Source organism: Cohnella sp. CFH 77786, assembly GCF_019400745.1.
In the GTDB taxonomy this organism is placed as follows: domain Bacteria; phylum Bacillota; class Bacilli; order Paenibacillales; family Paenibacillaceae; genus Cohnella.
The window spans coordinates 117,478-124,813 of record NZ_WJIB01000018.1 but is presented as its reverse complement, the minus strand read 5'-3'; the positions used below and the strand labels follow the sequence as shown (position 1 = coordinate 124,813).

Here is a 7,336-nt window from a genome sequence, read left to right as displayed (position 1 = left end):
GCCGCTAAGCTGCTCGAGAGCAAGCTCTCTCACAACTCCGCTCGACTTGCATGTATTAGGCACGCCGCCAGCGTTCGTCCTGAGCCAGGATCAAACTCTCCATAAAGGTAAACCTTATTGAAGAGCCTAATGGCTCAAAAGTTAAAGCTGGTTTTTCGAACCGAAGTTCGAATCCGTATTACGCTCGATGTTCAGTTTTCAAGGAGCAATTCGCTCGGCTTCGTCAGCCTCGCTTGCGCCCACCGCATCAGCGGCGACTCAAATAATATATCACATTGCGTTCGGTCCGTGCAACCGGATGTTTTTGGAAATTTTCGTTCCGTTTCATCCGATCGGCTCTCGGCCGGGCTTGCCGAAACAAGCGCGAGAGTTAATGTATCACATCAGCCTAATCCTCGTCAACAGAAAAAATATCCATTTACGTAGAATCAATCGCCCCCCCGCTCCGTACGGGAGCGAAGGACGATTGCAGGCCTGTCGGCACTCAATCAAGCCGAAATCCGTTAGATCGGTTATTTCAGGGTTAACCGTCGGAGCAGGAATAGCCAAACGTTCGGCTCTGCGCACCGAGAAACCGGATCGATACCGGCGCCTCGGATATCCTATTACGGACGACACTGACGACACCTTAAGGCGGTTTCCGCGCGCAGATCTTATTCGATCGGATGAACCCGCGAGGCCAAATATCCGATTCCGTTCACGATCCCATATAAAATGACGGACAGAAGAGCGAGCATGGCAATGCTCACCATGACCATGTTCATCTGAAACACTTGCCCGCCGTATAGGATCAGATAGCCGAGACCCGCCTTGGACGACAAAAATTCACCCATCACGACGCCGACCAGCGTCAGCCCCACGTTCACTTTCAATGTGGCGATCATATTGGGGATACTGGCCGGAAGGAGCACCATGCGGAGCATCTGCATCCGCGAAGCCCCAAGCGACTCCATCAGTTTCAGCTTCGTTTTGCTGATTTCCCGGAACCCGTTCTCGGCCATGATGACCGTGACCACCAAAGAAATGGCGATCGCCATGCCGTAGATCGAGTAACGGTCTCCCAGCCAAATGTAGAAAATCGGTCCCAGCGCCACTTTAGGCAACGCGTTCAACACCACCATGTAGGGCTCAATCACCCTGGAAGCGAAGGACGACAGCCAGAGGAGAACGGCAATGGCGACGCCCAACGTCATGGAGACCGCCATGCTGACGATCGTTTCCCATGCCGTGATGCGGGTATGCATCAACAAGTTTCCTTCAAACGCGAGTTCGCGGAAAGAACGAAGCAGCTGGGACGGTTGGCTCGTCAGCATCGGATCGATCCAATGCCGGGCGGCTGCGAGCTCCCATACCGCAAGCAGCGCGGCAAGCAGCGCGAAGCGGGACCCCCACACCAGAACCAGCTTGCGCTTCTGGAAACGAAGATAGCTTTCGTACTGCGGGGAGGAGGATTTGGTTGCCGCCCGTAATCCCCTACGCTCGCCGCCCGTTTCACCCGTTAGCCGCGATTCCTCATCCGACGGTGTGGACATGGCCTCCCAGCTCCCTCCATATGGCGTTAAAGTACGCATGGTACCCAGCTGCTTCCCTCTTTTGCCAAGGAGTCAGCCCCTTCCCTTCGCCCAAGCGGACGGGGTAAACGGCGGATATCGTACCCGGTCTCCGGGACATGACCAAGACGCGGTCCGCCATACTGATCGCCTCCGAAATATCGTGGGTGACCAGGATGGCCGTCTTGCCCTGATCCTTGATAATCCTGTAAATCTCGTCCTGCAGCAACAACCGCGTCTGATAATCCAAGGCGGAGAAAGGTTCGTCCAGCAGCAGAATGTCCGGCTCGGTCACAAGCGTGCGGATCAGCGCCACCCGCTGCCGCATGCCGCCGGATAGCTGCGTCGGATTGTGATGGGCGAAATCCCCCAATCCGTACCGACCCATCAGCTCGCGAGCCCTTTGCCGGGCTTTGCGGAGGTCCATCTTGCGAACCTCCGCGCCGACCAGCAGATTGCTCAGCACGTCGCGCCATTCGAACAGGTGATCGTGCTGAAGCATGTACCCGACTTTGGGCGATGTCCCGCTCACTTCCGTACCGTCGATCGCGACTGTCCCTCTCGTCGGCTTCATCATGCCGGAGATGAGGGAGAGCAGGGTGCTCTTCCCGCATCCGCTCGGCCCGACGATACTGATGAATTCCCCCGCCTCGACGGTCATTCGGACATCCCGCAACGCTTCCGTTTCCTGCTTCAAGGTGAAATAGCTGAGCCCCACGCCGTTCAGCTCGATTTGCGCCATCGGCTTACTTCCCTTCTTGCCCGATTTTGCGCACGAAGCTCATATCCACGACGTCCGCCATGTTCGCCAATTTCTCTTCCCGCTTGAGTACGCCGTTGTCGATCAGCACGTTCTGCAGCGTTTCGAAAGCTTCAGGCGTGAGCTCCGGCACCGCCGGCCACGTGTCCTGCTTCTTGTAGCGCTCGACGGATGCCAGGATCAACTCCTTGGACGTTCCTTCGAAGTACGGCATAAGCGCATCGGCGATTTCATCCGGCGATGCCTTGCCGAGCCACCGCTGCCCTTTGGCAACGGCGTTGACGAACCCTTGGATGACGTCGGGGCGGTCCCTGATGAAGTCCGAAGTGGCCACGAAGGAGGTTTCCGGGAACGTTCCGTACGATTCTCCCAGGGATGCGGCATAGTAGGCTTTGCCCGTGTTCACCAACATCGAGGCGACCGGCTCGAACACTTGGATAAAATCGCCCTGTCCGTTCGTGAAAGCCCCAACCATCGCAGGAGCGGCGATATTGGTAATCACTTTGGCATCCTTAACGCCTTCCTTGGCCAATTGAGAGTTCATGACCATTTGGGGCGAGCTGCCCGGTCTCCATCCGATGATCGTTTTCCCGGATAGATCGCTCCACTTGAACGAATCGACTTTGTTCCGCGACAGCAAGAAGGAACCGTCCTTCATCGTAAGCTGGTGGAAGATTTTGAGCGTCTTGCCGCCTTTCTGGTTGTAAATGTAGATGGCGGTTTCCGGTCCGACCATGGAAATGTCGGCCGTTCCGGCAATGAGCGCCGCCGCTCCCTTGTCGGAGCCTTGCGCCGTGTTCATGTCTACCCGTATGCCCTCTTCCTCATAAAAGCCTTTCGACATCGCCGCATAATGGGGCGCGTAGAAGATGGAGCGGATGACTTCGGAAAATTTGACCGTGACGACTTGTTTCGGCGTTGCTTCGGCAGAGGGAGTCGCAGAAGGGGCCGCTGAAGGCATTACGGATTCGGATGCCGGGCCGGCCGGCTCGGTTTTGCCCCCGCAAGCCGCAACCAGTGCCAACAACAAAAAAGAAAGCAGTACGGAGGCGGTTTTTCTTTTTTCGTTCATCGAATTTCTTTCCTCCCTGTCTGGTCAGATGTCGATTGTCACGCCTCGGAACCGTCCGGAAGAGGACTCGCCATCGTTAATCAGCCCCCTCCTTCGGGCTTGTCCGGCAAGCCGCTTGGCAACCATGGCGACCCCTCGTGCGATCGTGCTGCCGGTTCCGCCGCCAAACGCGTTATCTGATTTCAACTTATGATATCCGCGGAGAAAGGTGAGTACGGGACAGAGACCGCCTACCGGATTAAGGATGGCGGAGTCCGGAAACGAAGAAACACAAGTAAAACGACTTCGTCGTCCTGTAGGGACATAGAATGTCGTTTTTATCGAAGATCATTCAAATAAGAATAGGCGTGAAACTGATAAAATCTGAATGATGCAAAAAAACCGCCTGCTCCCCGGCAGGCGGCGTTAAGCCAGCAGCGTATATTGCAGTCCCGCGATCAGCGCGATCCCGGGCAGACCGAGCAGCGTCACGGCGCCGATCGTCACGGGATTCAGCGGAATGTACAGTCCCGTCACCCACCCCGAGTAGTTCAATGCGTAGATCGCCATCGCGGAAAGCGCCAAATGGGCGCCGAACCGGGTGAGCCAGCCCGCTGGCAGCTTCCGTTTCACCAGAATCGCCGCCAGAAGCACCGAAGATACGATCAACGTAACCATCCAGACGGTTTTCATCCGATATTCCCCCGTCTTCCCTCATCCGGAGGCGTCTGGCTCCAGAGCGCTTTGGCTTTGCGCAGCAGCATGTCCAGCTTCTTCTCGGCGGCCTCCAGCGTGTAGATGGCATAGTCCACCTGGTCCTGCCCCACGGCATCGTCGAAGCGCCACCGGGCCGTATTTAGCTCGAGCTCCGCTTTGCGCACGTCGTCGATCATCTCCATTTTGTCCCGCGTTTGAGCCGCCAGCCATTGATTTTTCGTTTTCCCCAGCACGGCGCATCCCTCCCGAAGTCATAAGACGGTATTGTCCGGACAGGAAGGACAACCCATTATGATGTTTATTGCGGACAGAGGGATTTAGAACCGTTTCACCGAGATCGACCGGAAAATAAAAAACGCCCCGGAGGGCGTGACAAGCGTGCATTCGTACGGTTAGTTCAGCTCCCGGCGGCCTTCCAGCGCCTTCGACAGCGTGACTTCGTCCGCATACTCCAAGTCGCCCCCGACAGGGAGGCCGTGGGCAATCCGCGTCACCTTGATGCCGAAGGGCTTGACGAGGCGGGACAAATACATCGCCGTCGCCTCTCCCTCGATATTGGGATTGGTCGCCAGAATCAATTCCTGCACGCGGTCGTCGCCCAGCCGTTTGACCAGTTCGGCGACGCGGATGTCGTCCGGGCCGATCCCCTCGATCGGCGAGATCGCCCCGTGCAGGACGTGGTAATGGCCCGTGAATTCGCGCGTTCGTTCCATGGCGACCACGTCTTTGGGCTCTTGGACGGCGCAGATGACCGACACGTCGCGGGTCTTGTCGGAGCAGATCCGGCAAGGATCGGTGTCGGTAATGTTGCAGCATATCGAGCAATAGGTCAGATTGCGTTTGACGTTAACGAGCGCCTTGGCGAAATCGATCACTTCTTCTTCCTTCATGCGAAGCACGAAAAACGCCAGCCGGGCGGCCGTCTTCGGACCGATTCCCGGAAGGCGGGAGAACGCGTCGATCAGCTTGGCGATCGGTTCGGGGTAGAACAACGATGAGGCTCCTCTCTTCTTCCCCAAAAAGTGGCGTGATTCTTCGAAGCTTATTCCGATTCCTTTTTGGGGACCCCATAACTTGTTTTTCTAGAACAGGCCGGGGATTTTCATGCCGCCGGTGAACTTGCCCATATCCTGATTGGCCAGCTCGTCGGCTTTGGCCATCGCGTCGTTGACGGCGGTCAGCACGAGATCCTGGAGCATCTCGACGTCGTCGGGGTCCACGGCTTCCGGCTTGATGACGATTTGGGTTACCTTCTTATGGCCGTTCGCGGTTACGGTAACCACGCCGCCGCCCGCGGAGCCTTCGACCGTTTTGTTCCCCAGCTCTTCCTGGGCTTTAAGCATTTGCTCCTGCATTTTCTTCACTTGCTTCATCATTTGGTTCATGTTGTTCATGGATGGTCAGCCTCCTTAGTCATCTTGGATTACGACAAGCTCTTCCCCGAACAGGCGGAGCGCTTCTTCCACGACCGGTTCGCGCGCCTGCTCGGCTCCGTCTTCCGGCACGAGCTTCAGCTCTTCCCCGGCCGCCGCTTCCTCGCGCGACAGCCCGGCCCCCGCGGCCAGCGCTTCCTGCCATTCTTTCTGCATGGCGGTCGCCAGCTGGGCGGGTTGTCCCAGCACGGACGAGAGCACGCTTTCGATCAAAGCCTTGTTCGCGGGCCTCTCGGTCGTCTCGCGGTGGATCGTGTTGCGGAAAGCGATCAGCACCGTGCCCTCGGCGATCGCCGCAGGCTCGCCGTCCACCAGCCACGCATGCACGGTCACCCGCTCTTCCTTGACCCGCTGCAACACTTGCGGCCACTTCGCCAGAAGCTCCTTCGACTGCGGGGAATCATGAGCCGCCACGAATCCGTCCAGCTTGACGCGGGTACGGACGCTCTTGGCGGTGGCCTGCGCGGCGTTCGAAGCGGAAGATCGTCCCCCGACCGCTTGGGTTGCCCCGCCGGAGCCGGCGGCGACGCCGTTCTTGAGCGCGGCCTCCAGCTTCCGTTCCAGCTCCCCCAATCTCGCCTGCAGCTGCGCCACCTCGCCCGCGGAAGCTCCCGGCCGGGCGCCTGCCGGGGTCGACGCCTGCGGGGCCGCTTCTGCCGATGAATCCGAACACAGCTTGATCATCGCGATTTCGAACATCGTTTGCGGATGCGCCGCGTACTTCATCTCCGTCTGGTAGCGGTTCAGCAGATCGATGATGCCGAACAGTCTCTCCCGTGGAAAATCCGCGGCAAGCCGGCGGAGATCGGCCAGGTCGGCCACCCGTCCCGATGCGGCTGAGGCTTCGGGAGCCAGCTGGGCGAGGAGCATGTCGCGGAAATAATGCATCAGCTGCTCCAGGCACTTGTCCGCGCTTTTGCCCGCCTTCATCATGTCGTCGATTTCCGCCAGAACGGCGGACACGTCCCCGTCCCGGACCGCGGCCGCTAGACGGGCGAACTGCTCGGACGGCAGCCCCCCCGTCGCGTCGACGGCCTGCTCCAGCGTAATCTTGCCGCCCGTGAACGAGGCGATCTGGTCGAGCAGGCTGACCGCGTCCCGCATCCCTCCGTCGGATAAGCGGGCGATGTAGGCGAGCGCCTCGTCCTCCGCCGTCATGCCTTCCTCCTCGCAAATCCGGCGGAGGCGTCCCGTCTGTTCCTCCAGCGGAACCCGGCGGAATTCGAACCTCTGGCAACGGGAAATGATCGTCGGGGGAAGCTTGTGCGGCTCGGTCGTCGCCAGCACGAACATGACATGGCCCGGCGGTTCCTCGAGCGTCTTCAGCAGCGCATTGAACGCTTCCGTGGTCAGCATGTGTACTTCGTCGATGATATACACTTTGCGCCGAACTTCGGTCGGCGCGTATTTCACTTTGTCGCGGATGTCGCGGATCTCTTCCACGCCCCGGTTGGAGGCCGCGTCGATCTCCACCACGTCCATGACCGCGCCGGCGGTAATGCGGGTGCAGGCCGGGCATTCGTTGCAAGGCTCCGGCGAAGGACCGCGCTCGCAGTTGACGGCTTTGGCCAGTACTTTGGCCGCGGTCGTCTTGCCTGTCCCTCTCGGTCCGCTGAACAAATAGGCATGGGAAAGACGGTTTTCCCGGATCGCGTTCTGCAGCGTCTGCACGATATGCTGCTGTCCGACCATGTCCTGAAATGTCTGCGGGCGCCAGGCCCGATACAAAGCCAAATGGGCCATCGTTTCGTCGCTCCCGTCGGTTAAGCCGTTTCATTCATTATACATCATCGTACTCCCGTTTTCAGCTTCGCGTCTCCCGAAC

9 protein-coding genes and 1 rRNA gene are annotated in these 7,336 nt (G+C 58.7%); all 10 read right to left on the bottom strand.

Features of this window, described 5'->3' with window-relative positions:
• Positions 1-106: ribosomal RNA gene (locus GE107_RS22125) — 16S ribosomal RNA — on the bottom strand; the annotation flags it as partial.
• Between the two features lie 547 nt (positions 107-653).
• A complete protein-coding gene (locus tag GE107_RS22120; RefSeq protein WP_219643172.1) occupies positions 654-1,532 on the bottom strand; it encodes an ABC transporter permease in 879 nt (292 codons plus the stop codon).
• Positions 1,513-2,292: an ABC transporter ATP-binding protein gene (locus GE107_RS22115; protein WP_219643169.1), complete on the bottom strand. Its 780-nt coding sequence runs from the start codon at positions 2,290-2,292 to the stop codon at positions 1,513-1,515. Before GE107_RS22115 ends, GE107_RS22120 begins: the two co-directional genes overlap by 20 nt.
• A 4-nt stretch (positions 2,293-2,296) precedes the next feature.
• Positions 2,297-3,382 (bottom strand): ABC transporter substrate-binding protein, encoded by a 1,086-nt coding sequence (locus tag GE107_RS22110; RefSeq protein ID WP_219643166.1) that lies wholly within the window; start codon positions 3,380-3,382, stop codon positions 2,297-2,299.
• Positions 3,383-3,406: 24 nt separating this feature from the next.
• The gene (locus GE107_RS22105) at positions 3,407-3,568 is read right to left on the bottom strand and encodes a hypothetical protein (RefSeq protein ID WP_219643163.1); all 162 of its coding nucleotides are present in this window, start codon (positions 3,566-3,568) and stop codon (positions 3,407-3,409) included.
• Between the two features lie 219 nt (positions 3,569-3,787).
• A complete protein-coding gene (locus tag GE107_RS22100; RefSeq protein WP_219643157.1) occupies positions 3,788-4,054 on the bottom strand; it encodes a pro-sigmaK processing inhibitor BofA family protein in 267 nt (88 codons plus the stop codon).
• Positions 4,051-4,311, bottom strand: coding sequence for a DUF2508 family protein (locus GE107_RS22095; RefSeq protein WP_219643155.1), 261 nt, complete (start codon positions 4,309-4,311; stop codon positions 4,051-4,053). Before GE107_RS22095 ends, GE107_RS22100 begins: the two co-directional genes overlap by 4 nt.
• Positions 4,312-4,470: 159 nt before the next feature.
• The gene (recR, locus tag GE107_RS22090; protein WP_219643151.1) at positions 4,471-5,070 is read right to left on the bottom strand and encodes a recombination mediator RecR; all 600 of its coding nucleotides are present in this window, start codon (positions 5,068-5,070) and stop codon (positions 4,471-4,473) included.
• A gap of 90 nt (positions 5,071-5,160) precedes the next feature.
• The gene (locus tag GE107_RS22085) at positions 5,161-5,472 is read right to left on the bottom strand and encodes a YbaB/EbfC family nucleoid-associated protein (protein WP_219643148.1); all 312 of its coding nucleotides are present in this window, start codon (positions 5,470-5,472) and stop codon (positions 5,161-5,163) included.
• A 15-nt stretch (positions 5,473-5,487) separates the two neighbouring features.
• Complete coding sequence (gene dnaX / locus GE107_RS22080) at positions 5,488-7,254, bottom strand: DNA polymerase III subunit gamma/tau (RefSeq protein ID WP_219643144.1); 1,767 nt, start codon at positions 7,252-7,254, stop codon at positions 5,488-5,490.
• Positions 7,255-7,336: the final 82 nt, after the last annotated feature.